This window comes from Paenibacillus sp. GM2FR (assembly GCF_002803325.1).
Taxonomy (GTDB): Bacteria; Bacillota; Bacilli; order Paenibacillales; family Paenibacillaceae; genus Paenibacillus_AQ; species Paenibacillus_AQ lautus.
The window spans coordinates 2,212,948-2,230,664 of sequence record NZ_MKZM01000008.1; the positions used below are offsets into that span (position 1 = coordinate 2,212,948).

Consider the following 17,717-nt stretch of genomic DNA (forward strand, 5'->3'; position numbering starts at 1 on the left):
TACGATTCATTAGAGCAGGAAAAAGCCCTGGTTCAGCTGATCCTGATCCTGCAAAGCAAACTGATGAAAGCCCGTGATCCAAGCCGAACCGGATATTTCGGGGATGACCGCCGACAAACTGCCCACCGTCGTTTCCTCCACAACCTTGGCCCGGAACAGGGAGCCCACAATGCTTTCATGCCAAAACTCCTCCCCCTTTTCAATTTCCCCCTTGGCGTATAGCACGGCGGCTTTCGCTGAGGTTCCCGTCCCGCAGGGGGAGCGGTCGATGCCTCCGGGAGGAACCACAACCGTATTCCGGCAGCGGGCCGACGGGGATTCGGAATCGCTGTAAAACTCAATATGGGTGAGCCCGCGAATGACGGGATTCTCGGGATGTACAACCTCCACCTCGCGATTGATCGCCTCCCGTATTTTTATCGCCAGCCGCACGATATCCGAGCCCCGACCGGGAACCAGCGGCAGATGAAGCAATCGTGCATCCACAAGCCCGTAAAAATTGCCGCCGTATGCAATATCGACGGAAATTTCGCCGAGGTTCTCCACGTGAACCCGAACATCTTGCTTGTATAAAAAAGAAGCGACATTCGTGAACGAAACCTGCTTCACCTTGCCGTTCTCCACCATAAGCCTTGCTTCAACAAGTCCCGCCGGAGTATCCAGCTTGATGACGCTTTTGCTCTCGGGATAAATTCCTCCCTCAACCAGCGCGGTGCATAAACCGATCGTGTCGTGACCGCACATCGGCAAATATCCACCGCTTTCTATGAAAACAACCCCGATATCGGCTCTTCTGTCGCACGGGGGTGTCAGAATACAGCCGGACATCACTTCATGTCCCCGTGGCTCCAGCATCAGAGCTCGACGAAAATGGTCGTAATGCTCAGACATATACACCATCTTCTCAGTCATCGTTCGACCGATCAGCTCTGGCGCTCCGCTTGTCACGGTCCGGGTCGGGTTTCCCCCCGTGTGTGTGTCGACTGTGCTCACCAGCTTGGATATTCTCACAAGATGACCTCCTGACGAACCGTCCCGCGGTGGAAACGGTCATAACGCAGCGGCTCTACCGGAATGCAGGTCGCTGCTCCGCTCAGCATTTCACTGATCGTTTTCCCCGTGACGGCGGCCAAACTGATGCCGTCGCCTTCATGTCCCGCCGCAATATAGAATCCGGGGATTTCATCAACGGGCGAAACAATCGGCAGATGATCCGGGGTCCAGGGACGCAATCCCGCGTAGGTTCGAAGCAGCGGAATCTGCTCCAGGACGGGAAAGAAGCGGATCGCCCTTTCAGCGATGAGCCGAATGACCTCCTGATCCACGCGGGCATCCATCCCTGCAAATTGGCGGCTTGAGCCGATCAGGAAATTTTGCGAGGCGGTCGGTTCAAAAACGAGCGCGATTCCGTACTGCTCAAATTTCGGATCAACGCTGCGCTTCCCGCCAAATTTGCTGATCAGATAGCCGAATTCCATCACCTTCCGTTTCCCGATGCTCTCCCATCGGGAAGCTACCAGGATATGCCCTTTGCGGGGCTCGATCGGAATATCGAGTCCGACCATTCGTCCAATATGCTTCGACCATACTCCAGCAGCATTGATGACGGTATTCGTGCGAATCGTACCGCCGGCCGTCTCCACACCGCGGATTCTACCGCCCGCATCAAGCAAAATCGACGTGACGGGTGTATGCACCCGAAGCCTGGCCCCATATCGGCGGGCGGCGGATGCCAGCGAGTAGGTGAGCAAAACCGGATTCACCGTAGAATCCGTGGCGCATTCCAGGCCCCCCAACAGATCTTCGGCCATATGGGGCCACTCGCCGCGCAGATCCTTATGGTCGAGCATGCGGAAGGGAAGGCCTGCCTCCCGTTGACGTAAAACCCAGTTTTCGGCTGCAAGCATCTCCTCTTCCGTCTCGCAAACCAGGATGCTGCCAGGAGCCCGATACTCAAATTCCTCGTCGAGGTCCTGTACCCATTCCGCCACCAGCTCCTGTGATTTTAAGGACATCTGGCTGTCGAAGCCCGGATCCTTGTCAATCGCCAAAATGTTGCCGTCGCATTTGGAGGAGGTTCCCCCTGCGATTTCACCGCGCTCTACTACCATCACGTCCATTCCCGCTTTCGCCGTATAGTAAGCGATGGACATGCCGATAATCCCGCCGCCGATCACGACAACTTCCGCAGATTCAGCATTCATGGATGGATCCCATCCCTCCCCTCTATAAAACGATCAGCTCTTTGTTCGATGTTGTCAGTACTTCAATGCCGGTTTCTGTCACCAGAATGTCGTCCTCGATGCGAACGCCTCCGTAATCAGGAAGATAGATGCCGGGCTCAACCGTCAAAATCATCCCTGGCTCAAGTGGCTCTTCCGTTTGTTGAGAGAGCCGCATAGGCTCATGAATCTCCAAACCGAAGGCGTGGCCGAGGCCATGGCCGAAATATTCTCCGAATCCGCGGTTGGAAATATAATCCCTGGCCAGCGAGTCTCCTTCCTTCCCGGTCATTCCCGGTTTTAGCCCCTCCAGGGCAGACCGGTTGGCTTCCAGCACGATCCGGTAAATCTCCCGGTGACGTTCCGACGGTTTGCCGATAAAAACCGTCCGCGTCAAATCGGAGCAGTATCCATCAACATTCGCACCAAAATCAAGGGTCACGAATTCATTCAAGCCCAGCAGCTTGTCGCTGGCTATTCCGTGCGGCAGCGACGAGCGTACGCCGGAAGCGATGATGGCGGGGTACGCCGACGAGACCGCGCCGTTTTTGCGCATGAAATATTCCAGTTCCGCAGCCACCTCCCTTTCGGATACGCCAGGCTTCATAAAGCCCAAAATAAACTCAAAGGCCTTTTCCGTAATTTCGATCGCTTTTCGGATACAACGCTGCTCTGCCTCATCCTTGATGCCTCGCAGCTTTTCGATGATTGGCCCGATTGGCAAGAGTTCGATGCCTCCAAACGTCCGCTCATACGATTCATAGTCCGCATAGGAAACATGATGTTGTTCGAACCCCAATTTCTTGACGCCGACCTCGTTCAATTTCTCACGGATCAGCTCAAGCGGCTGGCCCCCATGCTGCACTACCTCAAATGCCTTGGCCTGCTGCTCCGCTTGGCGGGTGTATCGGAAATCGGTTACTAGCCAAGCCTGACCCTGTGTAATGACCGCCCAACCCGCGGTACCCGTAAAGCCGGTAATATATCTCCGGTTAAACGGGCTGGAAATCAACAGCGCGTCTATTTCCTTCCGCTCGAGCGCTTCCCTTGCCTTATTAAGTCGTTGAGACTCCATATTCTTCACACTCCCTCCGCATTGTGACAAATCGAATTTCATTGTTTTCAGAACTTAATGACATTACATTGAATTATATTCAACTGTGTTGAACGGTAGGTATGCAAACACCCGCATCATCCTTTTATACCGGTCAACGTAATCCCCTCGATAAAATAACGCTGACCTATGAAAAACACCACGATGACCGGCAGAATCACCACGGTCGAAGCTGCCATCAGCAGATGCCACTGCGCGCTGTGAAGCGACTGGAACATTTGCAGGCCGAGCGCCAGCGTGAACTTTCTCTCCTCATTTAAGTACACCAGCGGTCCCATAAAATCGTTCCAGGAATTCATAAAGGAAAACAAACCGATCACGATAAGGGGCGGTCTGGACAAAGGAATAATAATCCGGGAGAAAATGGTCCACGGGCCGGCTCCATCCACATAAGCCGCTTCGTCCATATCTTTAGGTATCGTGGAATAAAACTGCCTCAGCAGGAAGATATCAAAGGCTGAGCCGAACCATACCGGCAAAATTAACGGCACATAGGTGTTAATCAGATCGGCAAACCTCCAGCCGATAAAGGTGGGGATCAAAGTAACGGCGCCGGGAAGCATCATGCTGGCCAGCAGCAAGCTGAAGAACAGTTTCCTTCCCGGCCAATCCAGCCTGGCGTAGCTGTAAGCACCGATCGAGCTGCTGAAGAGAGCCCCAAACAAGCAGCTGAGGGTAATGATCAGCGTGTTGCGGAAGAACCGGAAAAAGTCAATGGTTGTCAGCGCCTCGACATAATTTTGCAGCCGAAACGGCGAAGGTATCCACTTCGGCGGCATCTCAAAAATCTGCAGTGAATTCATCATCGAACTACGCACCAGCCAAAACAGCGGCAGCAAACAGAAGGCAGCTCCCACAACGAGGACCGAGTAAACGATAATCTGCGAAATACGGCGGCTTCTTTTCACAGGGAGCTACACCTCGCTTTCGTAAAATACCCAGGACTTCGACGTCCGGAAGAAAATCACGGTGACCAAAAGGATGATGATAAAAAGAATCCATGCAATGGCCGAAGCTTGCCCCATTTCTCCAAACTGAAAGGCCTGCCGGTAAATGTAATAGTTATAAAACAAGCTGGCGTTATTGGGACCTCCCTGCGTCATAATCAACGCCTCGGTAAACACCTGAAAAGCTCCGATCGACCCCATGATCAAATTAAAGAAAATAATTGGCGTCATCATGGGAATCGTAATATGCCGGAATTTCCGGATGGCGCCGGCGCCATCCACGATGGCCGCCTCATACAAGGATCTTGGCACCCCTTGCAGGCCCGCCAAGAAGATGATGATGGTGCTTCCCATTCCCCATAGGCTCATCAAGACAATCGAAGGCACCACGGTTTCTTCGGAATACAGCCAGTCGAGTGTGGGCAGATTGAGCGCTTCTAGAAAGCTGTTGAACAATCCTAGATCAGGACTAAACAACCATAGCCAGATCATCGAGGAGGCGACCGCAGGTACGATGGACGGCAAATAAAAGATCGTGCGGAACACGGATTTGCCTCGGATAAATCCCATATTCAGTAAAAATGAGGCGATGAAAGAGAATACCAGCCCCAGTGGAACACGGAGGATCACATATTTGAAGGTGACCCATAACGAGTTGTAAAAATAGGGATCCGTTCCGTCAAAGAGCCGAGTATAATTGGTGAATCCGATAAATTTAGGCGTGTTGACAATGCGGTAATCCGTAAAGCTGAGCAGCAAGCTGGCGATCATTGGCAGCATGACAAACAACATCAGCCCCAAGATGCTGGGTAGGGCAAACAGGATGCCTGCCATTGCAATCCGGCGTTTGTGCAGAATATGAATCCCCCCCTATCTTAAATAACTATCGTTAAGGTCTAACAGGCCGTGATTTAAAGCGGCTTTTCGTAAAGAATCACCTACCGTAATATCCTTCGATCAGCGGCAGTACTTTGGGCTCCACGCCTCTTAAAGCTTCTTCCGCGCTTTGTTTGCCCGTCCACACCAAATCAAGGGCGGGTGTGACGAGCGCGTTGATTTTATCCAGGTTTTTGACTTCAAATCCCGGGGTGCGGATGCCGTTTTCAATGGTTTGCTTCATAAAAGCTTCCGTATAGCCTTCCGGATGCGCTTTGTTCCCTGCCGCCCATTTGTTGATCTTCTCGGGATTCGTGTACCATTCTTTCTTCAGCGGCATCCATAACCCGCCCTCGATCAGCGGCAGCACCGATTCGGGATCCGCCATGTATTTATACAACAGCCATGCCTCTTCAGGGTGCTTGGTTGATTTGAAAATGACCGTCGGCGCGCCATCAAGCAGCGTGTTGCTTACCTTAAGCTTCGGCAATACCCCGACACCGAGATTAAAGTCCTGCTCCGCAAAGGCTTGAAGAGCCCAGTTGCCGGACACCGTCATGGCGACTTTTTTCGTCTGCAGCGCCGTGTCCGGCAGGTTTTTGGTCTGCAGCGGGGTAGGGGAAACATGATGAACATACATCAGATCCGCAAGCTTTTGAATCGCTTCGATCGCCTCCGGCTGGGCAAGCCCAAAACCTTTGCCGTCTTCGGTCAGAAAGTTGCCACCATTGGAGACTACCGCCGCCATCATGTTGTAAGGGTCATACTGAAGGCCGAACTGCCTGATTTTGTCCGGGTTAAAATTCGGATCCAGCGCATTTCTTCCTTGGTCATCCAGCGTTAATTTTTTGGCGTATTCCACAAACGTGTCCCAATCCCACGCTTTATCCGCCTCCGTCGGAGGCAGCTCGACTCCCGCTTCCTGCAGCAATTGTTTGTTGTACATTAGACCGTAGCCTTCAACGGCGGTGCTCATCCCGATGGTATTGCCTGGATCAATTTCATACCATACCTGGTCCAGGTAGTCCTCTTTGTTAAAATCAGGGTCGTTCTCCATCAGCGGCGTGAGGTTCAACAGTTTCCCGTCACGCCCCCAGCTCAAAGCCGCTCCCGATGACAAATAACCGAGATCCGGTGCCACATTGCCTGCCACCATCGTAGTCAATTTTGTCAAATAATCAGCCGGAACATGCATTGGCTCCACCTGGATGCCGGTCTCCTTCTCGAAGCGTTCAAGCGCTTCTGTAACCGTTTTCTTTTCAATCGTGTCTCCCCAGAAGGAAAATTTAAGCGTAACCGTTTCCTCCTTGCCTTGGCCTTCCTTGCCAACTTGCCCTTCTGAAGCTCCTCCGCTGTCCGAACAGCCTGCCAGCAATACGCTGATGGCCAAAGTTGACGATAAAACCGCCCCTGCAAGACGTTTGGTTATGTTCATCTACTCACCCTCCATTCATTGGCTGATCGTTCATATATTTATTGTAAAAAAGAGCCGTCCCAAAAAAAATTCTAACATTTTTGTATTGGTGGAGAATTTTCAGTTATTTGATATAGGCAGGTTGATGTTTACGATGGTGCCCTTTCCTTCAGCCGAAGTCAGGGTGATCCCATAAGCTTCCCCATAAATGAGTTTGATTCTCTTATCCACATTTCGGATGCCGATGGAATCGCCTTCGAGCTTGATCAGTTGTTCTAATTTGGCGGGTGGGATGCCCGTTCCGTTATCCTCCACCGTAAACTTGCGCGCCTCGCCAGCCATCCATCCCCGAATGGCAATCCTTCCCCCGCTGTGCAGACGGGAAAATCCGTGGACGATCGCATTCTCGACAAACGGTTGCAGGAAGAGCTTGGGTACACGGTAAGCATAGAGCTCAGGAGCGATGTCATACTCGACGGTAAACCGGTCCTCGAAACGCTGATTCGTGATGAATATGTAATGTTTCAGCCAGTTCAGTTCCTCGGCCAAATCACCGGTGTCCTGGCTGTTCTCGGAGGTATAATGCAGCATGGAGGACAAGCTGACAATCATGCGGCTTAATTCTCTTTGGTTGTTTTCAAGCGCCGTCCAATTCATGATGTTCAGGGTGTTGTATAAAAAATGAGGATTCAGCTGTATGTTCAGCGACATGATCTCGGTTTCTTTTTCTCGCAGCTTGACTTTGTAATTCTCTTCAATCAAATTATTGATCTTGACGTTCATTTGATTAAATTTGTGGATTAACAGCCCCATCTCGTTGTAGGATTCCACCGGTATTCGGGTATCAAATTCACCTTCGCCCGTCTTTTTGATCGCCTGAAGGAGTTGATGAATGGGCCTGATAACGGTATTGGCAAAAACAAACGCAAGCAGGAGCGAAAAAAGCAGGAGGGCGACAGCCAAGTATAAAGTGTAGGATTTAATCTCCGGCAAAAAAGCGGCCGCCAACGCTTCGGGCGATATGGTGACACCCGATATCCAGCCCGTTACCTCCGATGTATCAAAACAAACGATGAGCGGTTTCCCATCCTGCGTAACCGTCAAGGTCCCACTCTTCAATTTCACCATTTTGTCAAGCCAACCGGGATCGACGCCCGTATCTCCCTGCTCGATGCTCGTGCCCGCCACGGGCTTTCCGTCCGGGCTGACAATAAAAAAAGAAGCTCCTGTGGAAGGGAGCGTGTCAGCGAAGCGGGAATGATAGATTTCCGGATGATAAACAATCGCCAGCACCGGGAGTTCAGCCTTGCCCTCTAGTTCGATGACTTCGCCATTGTTGATGTTGAACAGCTTCAGCAAGCGGACACCCGCCAGCAGGCGGTCATATTCGGGAGGCTTGGAGCGGCTGATATCCTGCTTAAACATCTGATCAAACGAAAAGGTAGGCACCCACTGCATGGCACCGTCCCCCTGTAATGCAGCCTGGTATAAAGCCGTTTGGTTAAAATTCCCATATGGGATAAAAGCGGAGGCGCCCGTTGGGCCAATGTTGGAATAACTGGTCATGAGGTGGATGGAATAGATTTGCTCCAAATCCGTAAAGTATTTGTTTAACGCGCGGCTGACCTTTTTCTCCATTGTGATCATGCTGTATTCGTCATGCGGATTTGCATGCAAATACTGCTCATACAACGTTTGCTCTGCGATGATGGCCAGGCTGCTTTCTTCCACCCGTGCAAGCTCCGTGTCCATGATTTCATTGTTTTGTTTGACGATGGAATAAAGATTTTGCCGGGCAAATTCGGAGACAAACTCTCTGCTGGAGTTAAAATATTTCCAGCTCAGGATGCCAAGAGGTATCGAAACAATGAGGGCATAGGTTAAAAAAAGCTGAAACCTGTAGCTGAGATCTTTTAAGCGCGGCAATAAACAACGTCCTCTCAAATGACATCCCTTCCTTTTAGCGAGTAGCGGATAAATGGCGATATTCTTCCGGGCTTGTGCCAAATTCCTTACGAAACAGTCGAATGAAGTACTTTACATCCTTATACCCTACGCACTCGGCAATTTGGTAAACCTTTTGAGAAGTTTGCAGCAGCAGGCCTGCGGCCGCTTTCATTCTAGTATGTGTGATGTACTGATGGACGGTCATGCGGGTATGCATTTTGAACAGCATACAAAAATACGAGGCATTAAAATGAAATTTTACCGCCAGTGTGCTTAGTGACAAATCACCTTCACTATAGTGCGCATCAATATAGGCTTTGCAGCTGTCGATAATGGACCCGGCATTGTACTGCCGCCGTTGTTCCAGGCGATCCGTCAGCTCGAGGATCCATTGCCGGGCCGCCTTAACTAATTCATCAACGGTATGGCAATGCAGCAAAGCTTCCTCGTAGACGGCGCTATGTAAGGGAGCGAGCCCTTTCTCCATTAGGAGAGAGGTGGCTTGATGGATAGAGGCCGCGAGAAAGTATTTCAATTTTTCCGGCTCGGGATAACCGCTGCTGACGGCCTGGTGAACAGCCGAATCCAGACAGGCTTCAATTTCCGGCTTATTTCCGGATAGTACCGCTTTGGTTAATCCACTGAATTCAAGCTTCACGACGGCCGGACGATCTGCGTTATCCAGTGGCTCGGCTTCATACACCGCCCCTCCGCCTTTATAAAATCTTGTTTTGAGTGCGTGACAGGCCTGCTGGTAAGCTTGTTTGGCTTCCTGTCTCCATTCCGTAAAATAACGGCCCATGCCAAACGTTAGTTCCACCCCGTATTCACGCTGGAAGTATTGAATGACCTCCTGCAGCTTCGAGTTCAAACCGGGAACAACCATGGAGGGAGGATCGGAGCTTATCATCAAGACGGCGAGCATTTTGTCCTGTAAGCAAAAAGCGCAGGAAAACCCCAATTCCTCGATCATCGGCAGCAGTATCCCTTTAAGTCCGCTCAGCAGAAGTTTGTGATCTTTCGCCTCGCCAAAAACAGCGGTGAGCACGATACCGTGCTTAAATTCCGGGAACGTGCTCTCCAGTAACCGATAATCCTCGTCGGACGGACATCCCTCCAACATCTCGGAAAGCGAGGATTCAACGGACGCAAGGCGTACAGCGCTTGCTCTGCGCTCCGCTTTTGCAAGCAGCGGCAGAATGTTTTGTTCTTCAACCGGTTTCAGCACATAATCGCTGGCGCCCAACTGGAGCGCGCGCTGCGCATAAACAAAATCGGAGTAAGCGCTCATAATAATGATGCTTTCATTCCCCCCGTGGCGGGTCAGATGCTCCATCAATTCCAGGCCGTCCATCACTGGCATCTGAATGTCCGTAAAGACCAGATCCATCCGCTGAAGCTCCATGCTGTGCAGAGCTTCCGCCCCGTCCCTGGCATGAAAAATGTTATACTCCGGCTTCAGAGCCTTCAGCATCCGTGACATTCCTTTTCTGTGCTTCGGTTCGTCATCCACAACCAAAATGTTTAACATGATCCATCCCCCTTGTAATGTGATGAAAAAAAGCCCACGCGGAAATCAAGTAAATGGGAAGTTTGAACTGCCATCGTTTACATGAGTCCTGCATGGGCTTCATTAACATTGCATGATATTTATTTAAAATCACCCTCTCCTAAGCATTGGAGTTGGAGCAAAACACCGACAGATACTTGACCTCATCGGTAACCAGTGTATATGAATGGTTTTCAACCGAATCGAAGTACAGGCTGTCACCGGCATTTAACGTGTACTCTTCTTTCCCTACGTAATAAATCATCGTGCCTTCCAGCACATAAATAAATTCCTGCCCGACATGAGAATATGTCCTTTTGCCCGTTTTCCCTTTCTTTGCAACAAAATAAAACGGCTGCATTAATTTCTCCGGCCGTTCGGCCGCAATCGCGGAAAACGAATACCCTTTATCCGTCTGAACCATTTTCCCTTCACTTCTAGCTTTCGGTGTATATACCGTTCCATTCAAATCGCTGTCGTCCAGCAAAATCGAAATTTTGGTTCCAAGCGTTTCGGCAATCTTGATGAGCGTCCCGATGGGAGGCACCGTCTTCCCATTTTCGATTTTGGACAACAAGCTCTTGGTGAATCCGCAAGCCTTTGCGATGTCATCCAGGCTCCGGTTTTGCTCCTTTCGAAGCCTTCGGATTTTGCTTCCCAATTCCATACGATTGTTCTCCTAGTAAAAATAATGTCATTCAACATAGTTTAATAAAATGAAACAACATTAAATTAAAGTTGTCAATAAAAATTAACAAATATGCCTAGACAATTTAACATACCTGTGATTTTTAAAATGCGGAGGGAGAATAAATCAAATCAGTATTACCCGCCTTTTAAAAAACCTCTCGTGGGCAGATATACTCCGCTAACGAGAGGATTCTAACGAGTACAGTGATCGACAGGCCGAGATGGCCAGGAGAAAGCCTGAGGAATCCTCAACTATCCATGCGACCTACCCAATCTTGCAAAGTAGCTCACTACAAAATCACGAAACTGCACTGCAGTATGGGTTATATAGCGGTCCTGAGGCCAAGATAGGGCAATCGAGCGATTGCACCAGTTTTCTTCTAGTCGCAGCAAGACGACTTCAGATCCGTTGGAACCGCCCCAAGTAATAGATGGAAAAAAAGCAACACCTTGACCCGCGCGAATCAACCCGCGGACTGTGGCAGGGTCATCGCTCTCATATCGGATCTTCGGAGTAAACCCCGCAAGACGACAAAATGCATCGGTCGTCTCTCGTAACGATTTTCCCCGAGGAAGCATAATAAAACTCTCATCCTTAAGCTCCCTTATTCCAATATGTCCGCGGTTAGCAAGATGGTGCGTTGTGGGAACTGCAACGTAAATGTCCTCCTTAAGCAATGAAACAGACGCGGTCCCCTGTGGAAGTGAAACAGCATCGGAAAGGCAAAGATCAAATTTTGTTATTCCGGTATATGATTCGGAATGCTGAAGAAGATGGAATTCAGCGTGGGGACATTCCTTACGGAAATCGGCCAGTAAATCCGGTAGTAGGTGGGATGAAACACGAACGTCAAGAGCTATGTAAGGTCCAGCCGCACCGACTAGATCTTGCAGCTGCAGTTTACCATCTTCAATCGCTTTCAAGGCGATATCCACTTGATGAAGAAACAACGCGCCATGATGATTCAAACGTATCCGTTTGGGCTCACGGTCAAAAAGCTTGGTGCCCAGCTCAGCCTCGAGGGAAGCGATCATTTTGCTAAGTGCTGGCTGAGAAATATGTAAGTAGTCTGCTGCTTTCGTAAAATGCTGCATTCGAGCCGCGGTCTGAAAATATTTTAGCTGAAGCAGTTCCATTGCTGTTCCTCGCTTCCTATCATACATAACTTCTAGGTTATGTATATTATGAATTAACATATATTATAGCTCATGCAGAAAACAAGTTATACTAATTCAAACCATATGATAGGAGATGACTCCTTTGATCGTACAAACGGATGCCGGGAAAGTTGCAGGTGTGCTATGTAAAGGCGCCCACGTATTCTGGGGCATACCTTATGCGGCTCCAGCAAACGGAAATCGCAGATTTAAGCCTCCTGCACCTCCACTCCCATGGTCAGGTATAAAAGACTGCCGTCATGTCGGAACGATTGCCCCACAAAACGTTGGAGCGCAGAGTTCAAATACAACTCTTGTTCAGTCAGAGGATTGTTTACATTTGAACGTGTGGACCTCTGGCTCTGACAAAGAGCTAAAGCCAGTGCTGGTGTTCATCCATGGCGGTGGGTTCATATCCGGAAGCGGAGCAGACAGTGACGGTTCCCGGTATGTGGTGGAAGACGGGCTGGTTTACGTATCCATTAATTATCGTCTCGGGGTGCTAGGTTTTCTCCACCTAGAGGACATTCTTGGTGAGGAGTACATGACTTCGGGGAACAACGGCATGCTTGATATTGTATTTGCGCTGGAGTGGGTCCAACGGAATATCTCCGCCTTCGGCGGTGATCCGGAACGCGTTACTGTCAGCGGGGCTTCCGCCGGTGCCAAATGTACCGCTTCGCTGTATGTGATGGAGGCTGCGCAGGGGTTATTTTGCCGAGCAATTGCTCAGAGTGGTGCCACTCAGGCGATAAGGGATCGAAGCACTGCAAACGTGACAACACTTCGGATACTTGAAAAGTTGGGCTTGTCTAGTGATCCTGGGCGGTTGTTGAAGCTTCCTTTCGAGCAATTAATTGAGGCACAGTCCGCCGTTGGATGCGGCACCTCGCGCAATCTGCATATGTTCGGGCCAGTAGCAGATGGGCGCATCATACCCTTGAAACCACTCTCAAAATTGGCTAATCGTGAGAAGATGCCGCCGATGCTGATTGGAACAAACGAAGATGAGTCTACTATTTTCATCCACAACGATATTGAGCTTCAATCTCCAAACCCAGTAACACTGGAACGATTCTTCGGGAGAAATGCTTCAACTATATGGGCAGCGTATCTATGTTATTCCGAAACGATGTCAGATGCAGATGCATGGCGCACGATATTAACCGAACATTTATATACGGTTGGAGCCATCCAGTTCGCGAATGCACTGGCATCCTCAGGAACCCCTGTATGGATGTATCGTCTACGCAGCGGCGGTGTCCTGGGAGCGACGCATGGATATGAAAGCAGTCTCATTCATTTTGCAAATTCATCGCACACGGTCCCTGTCCATCTGACCAATGATCCCCACACCATACCAACTGAACAATATGAACTGGCAAGGAACATGCGTAAATCCTGGTTAACCTATATTCGTCATGGGAATCCCAATTCAGACGCATTACCCGTTTGGCCAACTTATAATAATGAATGTAGTACTATGATGCTGGACAAAGTCAGTTACGTCCAAGAGAATATGCCTCAGCCTGCAGGTATAGGTGTTCACCATCAAGTATGGAGAATTTTAGATGCAGATGATTAACATTACGCTTGTGATGGTATTGCTTGGCCTTCTCTTAGGCTTTGTTGGCGCTGGGGGCTCTGGTTTCATTATCTCCATATTAACGGTCGTTTTCGGTTACCCCATACATTTAGCGTTAGGAACGGCATTAGCGGCCATGTTTTTCTCCTCTCTTTCCGGTTCGGTCAGCCATTATCGTGAGGGGAACATGATATTGAAGACCGGTATTATTGTCGGTTTAGCCGGAGCAGCGGGCGCATGGATCAGCTCAGGCTGGTCATCATTCATTCCGGAGAGCTGGTTGGGCCTGATGACCTCCGTGATGCTATTTGCATCAGGGATTGCCTTGTGGCTAAGAATGCTTCTCGCCCGCACGGGTCCGAATGGTTCAGAGGACATGACACTTGCTCTCGCCAATGGGCTGCGATATTGGTCCTACGCGATACTAATCGGTCTTGTTACCGGGATCTTGTCTGGACTGTTCGGCATTGGCTCCACGCCCTTCATCCAGTTGGGACTTATGCTGCTGCTGGGCATGCCCCTGCGTTATGCTGCAGGTACAACCATGTTGGTTATCATCCCAACTGCACTGGCAGGTGGAGCAGGCTATTTTAAGATAGGTTATCTAGATGTATATCTGCTAATTGCAGTTGTGATTGGAACCATGTCAGGTTCGTACGTAGGGGCAAAATTCACAAAACGTGTTCCTGTGGCTTGGCTTAAAACATGCATGGTTATCACGCCGATGATTGGAGCAGCAATATTACTGCTGAATGTATAATATGAAGAATTACTTTTTCTATGCTAGTTTAGCGACTTCGAATGGTACCTCGTCTCGCAACAGCTAGATTAAGCTAAACGGTTTTATACTCCTCCTCTTTAGCGATAACCTCCCTTGCTGCTTCTATGAAAGATAATATGATGGGTGAAAGCCACTTGTCTTTATGCCATAACATCTGTGTATACACGTGCAAGTCCGGAATTTGCCATGGAAGAGCAACAAGCTCGCCCCGTTCAACTTCGGCTCCCGCGACGATTTCAGGAAGAAAGGCAATACCGATTCCCGTGATTGCACATTGTTTAATGGCTTCGGCACTCTGAAACTCTAAATACGTAATACTATCAATGCCCTCTTTCTCAAATGAGCGGTCAAACATCGTTCGATAGGGACAACCCTTTTCATTCGTCAGGAACACTTCTCCGTGAAAATCATCCAGCTGCAGCACAGTTCGTTTAGAGAGCGGGTGGTCTGGAGCGGCGAAAAGGCGGAACGTTTCTTCCAGCAACGGCTCCACTGCAAGCGTGCTTGCGCGAATGGGTTCGTCCAGCATGAAGACGACATCCGAGGTTCCCTCAAAAAGCGTTTGCTTGAGCTCCTGATTGGGAACGGAGCGGAAGATCAGACGCACTCCAGGATAGCGCGAACGAAACAGGCGAAAGACAGCGGGAAGCCGATAGGCGCAAAGAACCTCGTTGGCACTGATCGTTAGAGTGCCGCTTAAGTTTTCGTTGTCATGAACGACGCTGCGAGCTTCGTCCAATTGGTTTAACACGCCTTCGATATGAGTCAAAAAGCGTTTACCTGCAGTTGTAAGAACGAGCTGTTTGCCCAAGCGGTCAAAGAGACGAACACCAAGCTCATCCTCCAACGCTTTCATTTGCATTGTGACGTTGGAGGGGACATAATTCAGCACTTCCGCAGCCCGACTGAAATTTAAAGTTGATGCAACCGTGCGGAACGTGTTCAGTTGGCGCAATTCCATCATTCCATCTCCCTTTACTTTCAAAATTATTGAATATAGCTTTGAAAACCATTCACTTTTATTGAGAGTATCACGGAACTATACTAACAACAAGAAATACATTCTAAATATATGGTTTCATTTTGAAGGGAGTTAACAATACGATGGATTATGAGATTTTTGATTTGGGTGACGTAACCTTGCAGTCAGGAGTGACGTTACCGAGCGCTTTTCTTGCTTATAAGACTTATGGAAGATTGAATGAACAAAAAGATAATGTCATCGTCTATCCAACGGCTTTTGGCGACCAGCATGTTCAGAATGAATGGTTGATTGGAAACGGCATGGCACTGGATCCGGACAAATATTTCATTATCGTTCCTAATCTGCTGGGCAACGGATTATCTTCGTCCCCCACGAATACGCCGCCTCCTTTTGACAGAGCTAACTTTCCACAGGTAACCATCTATGACAACGTTAATTTCCAGCATCGGCTGGTGACCGAAAAATTCGGTATTCAAAAGATCGCTCTCGTCGTTGGATGGTCCATGGGAGGCATCCAGGCATTCCAATGGGGGGCAAGTTACCCCGATATGGTGGAACGAATTGCTCCTTTTGGGGGCATTGCCAAGCCTTGGCCCCATACATTTGTGGTTCTGGACAGTATGAAAGCTTCGCTGCTGGCTGCGGTAGGCTTCGATTCAAGTAAACTAAACCAGCTGACTTCTTCAGACATGCGCGCCGTTGGCCGGGTCTATGCGGGATGGGGATTATCACATGCGTTTTATAGAGAGGAACGTTATCGTGAGCTGGGATTTGACTCCCTGGAGGATTTTGTGGCTGGTGTTTGGGAAGACAGCTTTATGAAGATGGATCCGCATAATGTCTTGACCATGTTATGGACAGGCCAACATGCAGATATTAGTGCAAACCCCTCTTATAACGGAGATTTCGATAAGGCGCTTAAGAGCATTAAGGCTCTTGCCTGCATCATGCCGGGGAGCACGGATCTCTTCTGCACTGCGGATGATAACGAATACGAGGCTAAGCTTATGCCGAATGCTGAGTTTAATCCTATCGAGTCGATCTGGGGCCATTTTTCCGGCCGTGGAATCAACAGTGCCGATAATAAATTTATTGATGACAACCTAAAGCGCTTGTTGGGTCTTAGTGCTAACGGATAAATCATATTCACAGAAAAGGCGGTGCAGCTAAATGCTGCGCCGCCTAGATTTGAGTTGTCACCGTCTGGCGTTCGCAACATAACAACTTCCTCTTTAACGTCTTGAAGCCCTATGATCCGCTCCACCCACTCGCATTTACATCAATTGTTGCGCTATCTCCCAAATATGTCCGCCCGCCTCTTCATAAAACGACTTCGAAGCATGCAAATCCTCGACAAACAAAGTAATGACAGTTACGCTGCAGGACCCTAAAGAAGTCATTTCTACACCTCATCTCGTTTTTTATGTATCAGACAAAGAGTCCGCCTAAGCGATCATCGGCAGGAGGGGGATTGCCTAGATGTTTTGCCATCGATACGATTTGACCTTTGTGATGAAATTCGTGTGTCACAGCATGGGTTAACAGCAGCAGAGGAGTAGGTCTCCTTGGGTAACCCTGCCATTCATCACCTTGCTCAATAGGTTCAAAACAGCGATCGTAATACGCTTTCAAAAATCGTTCCACGATTTCGTCTACTTCCGTAAATCTGTTACGGACATCCTTCACATCTGCACCTTCAATCTCGTGTACAGTAGTTTCCTTGTGTTCACTGATCTTCTTAAATGCGAAGGATCCCAGCCAGAACCGATAAGAATCTGCAACATGAAATTGGGTCCGTAGGATCGTCCCGTGCCCAAACTCGGGAATTGTTTGATGTAATACATTAGAGGGCATCTCTTCCAAAAACGTAAACAAGGTTTCCCTAGCGGATTTGATCCAATCGTATTGTTGCTGCAAGATTTCAAGCATTCAAATCACCCCTCTAATTTTAGATTAAATGATTACTTCCCTCTTTGGCTTATCCTAACACAATGCAAGTAGTACGATTTCTTATCATTTACCCTTCCACGATATCTGCCCGTAAATCAGTTGCAATTTCAATCATGAGGGGCACGAGCTCTTGATGGGAAACGGCTACATACAACTCCCCCATATAGAGTCTGAATGGAATCAAGGCTTCTCCATGTTTCCATACAAAGAAATCCCCTTCTATAGACATGGTGCTCTCCTCCCCTTTCACAGTCAGCACCGTCTGATAAGTAAAATCGTCTTTGGATGAAAAATATGATTGGCATTCTTCCAATGAAATCTCCTGATTGTTAGAGTTTGGTTGCATGGATCTCGTGATCCGAAAACGTTGATTCATAAATATCCTCCAGAAATAAAATAGCTTGTATCTTCGATTACTTTTATCGCTTAGCTCTTCTCTACGGTGGAGGTATCGAAGCCCCACCGACTCAGTCCAATACTATTCATACCACGATTGGTT

16 protein-coding genes are annotated in these 17,717 nt (G+C 49.1%); 3 read left to right on the forward strand and 13 right to left on the reverse strand.

What is annotated here, in order from left to right; translation table 11 throughout:
- Nucleotides 1-9: 9 nt before the first annotated feature.
- From PAEVO_RS09975 to PAEVO_RS10020, 10 genes are all read right to left on the reverse strand, one after another.
- A complete protein-coding gene (locus PAEVO_RS09975; RefSeq protein WP_100537399.1) occupies nucleotides 10-1,011 on the reverse strand; it encodes a proline racemase family protein in 1,002 nt (333 codons plus the stop codon).
- Nucleotides 1,008-2,204 (reverse strand): NAD(P)/FAD-dependent oxidoreductase, encoded by a 1,197-nt coding sequence (locus PAEVO_RS09980; protein ID WP_100537400.1) that lies wholly within the window; start codon nucleotides 2,202-2,204, stop codon nucleotides 1,008-1,010. Before PAEVO_RS09980 ends, PAEVO_RS09975 begins: the two co-directional genes overlap by 4 nt.
- 22 nt (nucleotides 2,205-2,226) lie before the next feature.
- Nucleotides 2,227-3,297, reverse strand: coding sequence for a M24 family metallopeptidase (locus tag PAEVO_RS09985; protein WP_100537401.1), 1,071 nt, complete (start codon nucleotides 3,295-3,297; stop codon nucleotides 2,227-2,229).
- Between the two features lie 116 nt (nucleotides 3,298-3,413).
- Nucleotides 3,414-4,244, reverse strand: coding sequence for a carbohydrate ABC transporter permease (locus PAEVO_RS09990; protein ID WP_100537402.1), 831 nt, complete (start codon nucleotides 4,242-4,244; stop codon nucleotides 3,414-3,416).
- Between the two features lie 6 nt (nucleotides 4,245-4,250).
- The gene (locus PAEVO_RS09995; RefSeq protein WP_243390711.1) at nucleotides 4,251-5,117 is read right to left on the reverse strand and encodes a carbohydrate ABC transporter permease; all 867 of its coding nucleotides are present in this window, start codon (nucleotides 5,115-5,117) and stop codon (nucleotides 4,251-4,253) included.
- A 100-nt stretch (nucleotides 5,118-5,217) separates the two neighbouring features.
- Nucleotides 5,218-6,594 (reverse strand): ABC transporter substrate-binding protein, encoded by a 1,377-nt coding sequence (locus tag PAEVO_RS10000; protein WP_100537403.1) that lies wholly within the window; start codon nucleotides 6,592-6,594, stop codon nucleotides 5,218-5,220.
- Between the two features lie 99 nt (nucleotides 6,595-6,693).
- Nucleotides 6,694-8,499, reverse strand: a complete 1,806-nt coding sequence (locus PAEVO_RS10005) for a sensor histidine kinase (protein WP_100537404.1) — start codon at nucleotides 8,497-8,499, stop codon at nucleotides 6,694-6,696.
- Nucleotides 8,500-8,533: 34 nt separating this feature from the next.
- On the reverse strand, nucleotides 8,534-10,051 hold the full coding sequence (locus tag PAEVO_RS10010) for a response regulator transcription factor (RefSeq protein ID WP_100537405.1): 1,518 nt from the start codon (nucleotides 10,049-10,051) through the stop codon (nucleotides 8,534-8,536).
- Nucleotides 10,052-10,190: 139 nt separating this feature from the next.
- Nucleotides 10,191-10,736 carry a helix-turn-helix domain-containing protein gene (locus PAEVO_RS10015; RefSeq protein WP_100537406.1) on the reverse strand — a complete coding sequence of 182 codons (546 nt, stop codon included), beginning with the start codon at nucleotides 10,734-10,736 and terminating at the stop codon, nucleotides 10,191-10,193.
- Nucleotides 10,737-11,011: 275 nt separating this feature from the next.
- The gene (locus PAEVO_RS10020; protein WP_100537407.1) at nucleotides 11,012-11,896 is read right to left on the reverse strand and encodes a LysR family transcriptional regulator; all 885 of its coding nucleotides are present in this window, start codon (nucleotides 11,894-11,896) and stop codon (nucleotides 11,012-11,014) included.
- Between the two features lie 124 nt (nucleotides 11,897-12,020).
- Between PAEVO_RS10020 and PAEVO_RS10025 the strand changes: the two genes are divergently transcribed.
- On the forward strand, nucleotides 12,021-13,502 hold the full coding sequence (locus tag PAEVO_RS10025) for a carboxylesterase/lipase family protein (protein ID WP_100537408.1): 1,482 nt from the start codon (nucleotides 12,021-12,023) through the stop codon (nucleotides 13,500-13,502).
- Nucleotides 13,489-14,262: a sulfite exporter TauE/SafE family protein gene (locus PAEVO_RS10030; RefSeq protein WP_100537409.1), complete on the forward strand. Its 774-nt coding sequence runs from the start codon at nucleotides 13,489-13,491 to the stop codon at nucleotides 14,260-14,262. Before PAEVO_RS10025 ends, PAEVO_RS10030 begins: the two co-directional genes overlap by 14 nt.
- A gap of 73 nt (nucleotides 14,263-14,335) precedes the next feature.
- On the opposite strand, the gene PAEVO_RS10035 is transcribed toward PAEVO_RS10030, so the two are convergent.
- Nucleotides 14,336-15,244 carry a LysR family transcriptional regulator gene (locus PAEVO_RS10035; RefSeq protein ID WP_100537410.1) on the reverse strand — a complete coding sequence of 303 codons (909 nt, stop codon included), beginning with the start codon at nucleotides 15,242-15,244 and terminating at the stop codon, nucleotides 14,336-14,338.
- Between the two features lie 143 nt (nucleotides 15,245-15,387).
- Between PAEVO_RS10035 and PAEVO_RS10040 the strand changes: the two genes are divergently transcribed.
- Entirely contained in the window at nucleotides 15,388-16,407 is a 1,020-nt protein-coding gene (locus tag PAEVO_RS10040; RefSeq protein WP_100537411.1) for an alpha/beta fold hydrolase, read from the forward strand.
- Between the two features lie 289 nt (nucleotides 16,408-16,696).
- On the opposite strand, the gene PAEVO_RS10050 is transcribed toward PAEVO_RS10040, so the two are convergent.
- Nucleotides 16,697-17,197: a DinB family protein gene (locus PAEVO_RS10050; RefSeq protein WP_100537412.1), complete on the reverse strand. Its 501-nt coding sequence runs from the start codon at nucleotides 17,195-17,197 to the stop codon at nucleotides 16,697-16,699.
- An 88-nt stretch (nucleotides 17,198-17,285) separates the two neighbouring features.
- A complete protein-coding gene (locus PAEVO_RS10055) occupies nucleotides 17,286-17,594 on the reverse strand; it encodes a hypothetical protein (RefSeq protein WP_100537413.1) in 309 nt (102 codons plus the stop codon).
- Nucleotides 17,595-17,717 lie beyond the last annotated feature (123 nt).

Excerpts from the sequence above, each read along its gene's own strand:
- PAEVO_RS10000 (WP_100537403.1), bottom strand. The coding sequence starts at position 6,594 with ATGAACATAACCAAACGTCTTGCAGGGGCGGTTTTATCGTCAACTTTG.
- PAEVO_RS10035 (WP_100537410.1), bottom strand. The coding sequence starts at position 15,244 with ATGGAATTGCGCCAACTGAACACGTTCCGCACGGTTGCATCAACTTTA.
- PAEVO_RS10020 (WP_100537407.1), bottom strand. The coding sequence starts at position 11,896 with ATGGAACTGCTTCAGCTAAAATATTTTCAGACCGCGGCTCGAATGCAG.
- PAEVO_RS10010 (WP_100537405.1), bottom strand. The coding sequence starts at position 10,051 with ATGTTAAACATTTTGGTTGTGGATGACGAACCGAAGCACAGAAAAGGA.
- PAEVO_RS09995 (WP_243390711.1), bottom strand. The coding sequence starts at position 5,117 with ATGGCAGGCATCCTGTTTGCCCTACCCAGCATCTTGGGGCTGATGTTG.
- PAEVO_RS10030 (WP_100537409.1), top strand. The coding sequence starts at position 13,489 with ATGCAGATGATTAACATTACGCTTGTGATGGTATTGCTTGGCCTTCTC.
- PAEVO_RS09985 (WP_100537401.1), bottom strand. The coding sequence starts at position 3,297 with ATGGAGTCTCAACGACTTAATAAGGCAAGGGAAGCGCTCGAGCGGAAG.
- PAEVO_RS10015 (WP_100537406.1), bottom strand. The coding sequence starts at position 10,736 with ATGGAATTGGGAAGCAAAATCCGAAGGCTTCGAAAGGAGCAAAACCGG.
- PAEVO_RS10055 (WP_100537413.1), bottom strand. The coding sequence starts at position 17,594 with ATGAATCAACGTTTTCGGATCACGAGATCCATGCAACCAAACTCTAAC.
- PAEVO_RS10040 (WP_100537411.1), top strand. The coding sequence starts at position 15,388 with ATGGATTATGAGATTTTTGATTTGGGTGACGTAACCTTGCAGTCAGGA.
- PAEVO_RS10050 (WP_100537412.1), bottom strand. The coding sequence starts at position 17,197 with ATGCTTGAAATCTTGCAGCAACAATACGATTGGATCAAATCCGCTAGG.
- PAEVO_RS09980 (WP_100537400.1), bottom strand. The coding sequence starts at position 2,204 with ATGAATGCTGAATCTGCGGAAGTTGTCGTGATCGGCGGCGGGATTATC.